Raw genomic sequence first — 1,296 nt, forward strand, 5'->3', positions numbered from 1 at the left:
TGGCTACGCAATCAATAGGACCGGCTCACATGGAACCCATTCTGTACACGCACGACATGCTGATAACCGTCATCCAGACGAAGTTTCCCGCGCTGATGCATGGCCGCGATTTCCTCGTCGGCCATCCGGTTGATCCGGACACGAACAGGCAGACCGGCGAACCGTTCATTGCGGTCTGGAAAAGCGTCGAAATTCCGCAGCCCGACGCCGGCACGCTCAAAGCGGAGTTCGCCGCGAACGAGTCGACCTACCGCGCGATGCTGATCCGCACGTACCGCGACCGGCTGCTCGTCGCGACGGACGGCAAGGCCAACCCGCCGCAGGATGCGCCGCCCGACGTGAAAGCTCAAGCGGCCGCCTGGCAACAGTACCGCCAGAGGCTGCGTGACCTGACCGGACAACCCGACTTTCCTTTCGACGTTCAATGGCCGGCCATGCCGGCCTGAACAACAGCCTTCAACCCGAACCCGGAGTACCAACGATGAACAGGCCCAAAACCCTCACGCTCACCTTGCCGACGGACCGCATGGAAATCGTCCTGTCGGCCCTGGCCGAGCTGCCGTACCGCGTTGCACAGCCGGTCATGGACACGGCGCATGCGCAGTTTGGCGAACAGATGCAGGCCGCACAAACGCCAGCGGCAGACGCCGGCACCGCCGCTTGAACGGCACTGGCACCACCAACGCAATCCAATCCTGAAGGGCTCCAGACATGGCACTCAAGAAAACAATCCTCATCGACGCAATCGGCGTCCCGGCGGCGTATCACGTCATCGACGGCGTCAACGTTAGCCGCAGCTCGAACACCACGTCGGCGATGGTCCTGAGCTACTACACCGAAGAGACGTTCAAGGCCGGTAAAAGCCCGCTCGGCATGGCGACCGCGATCGCGCTCACCGGCATTCCGCCCGAAGGCGCGGATTCGTTTCGCCACGCAGAACAAATGCTCGTGCAGGCGAAGCCCGCCGAAGGCGACACCGATCCGACGCAGTATTTCGGCACGCAAAACCGCTACCTGTTTTCGGGCGCGGAAATCGTCGCCGACGCAGTGAAAACCATCCCGGCCTGACGCCGGCAAATCCACCGGGACCGGGACAACACCCACACCACCCAGCTACAGGAGCGGCACAACATGGCGCAGGACTATCACCACGGCGTAAGAGTCGAAGAAATCAACCAGGGCACGCGGCCGATTCGCACTATCTCGACGGCGATCGTCGGCGTCGTCTGCACGGCCGAAGATGCGGACGCTACCGCGTTCCCGCTCGATACGCCCGTGCTGCTGACGAACGTTATT

3 protein-coding genes and 1 pseudogene are annotated in these 1,296 nt (G+C 62.6%); all 4 read left to right on the top strand.

What is annotated here, in order from left to right; genetic code table 11:
* Nucleotides 1-29 precede the first annotated feature (29 nt).
* Nucleotides 30-446 carry an XkdW family protein gene (locus tag BX591_RS35870; protein ID WP_111936022.1) on the top strand — a complete coding sequence of 139 codons (417 nt, stop codon included), beginning with the start codon at nucleotides 30-32 and terminating at the stop codon, nucleotides 444-446.
* Between the two features lie 35 nt (nucleotides 447-481).
* Nucleotides 482-664, top strand: coding sequence for a hypothetical protein (locus BX591_RS35875; RefSeq protein WP_111936023.1), 183 nt, complete (start codon nucleotides 482-484; stop codon nucleotides 662-664).
* Nucleotides 665-711: 47 nt separating this feature from the next.
* Complete coding sequence (locus tag BX591_RS35880) at nucleotides 712-1,068, top strand: hypothetical protein (protein WP_111936024.1); 357 nt, start codon at nucleotides 712-714, stop codon at nucleotides 1,066-1,068.
* Nucleotides 1,069-1,131: 63 nt separating this feature from the next.
* A pseudogene (locus tag BX591_RS37105) lies at nucleotides 1,132-1,296 on the top strand (phage tail protein); the annotation flags it as partial.

Origin of the sequence: Paraburkholderia bryophila (assembly GCF_003269035.1) — a bacterium.
GTDB lineage: Bacteria > Pseudomonadota > Gammaproteobacteria > Burkholderiales > Burkholderiaceae > Paraburkholderia > Paraburkholderia bryophila.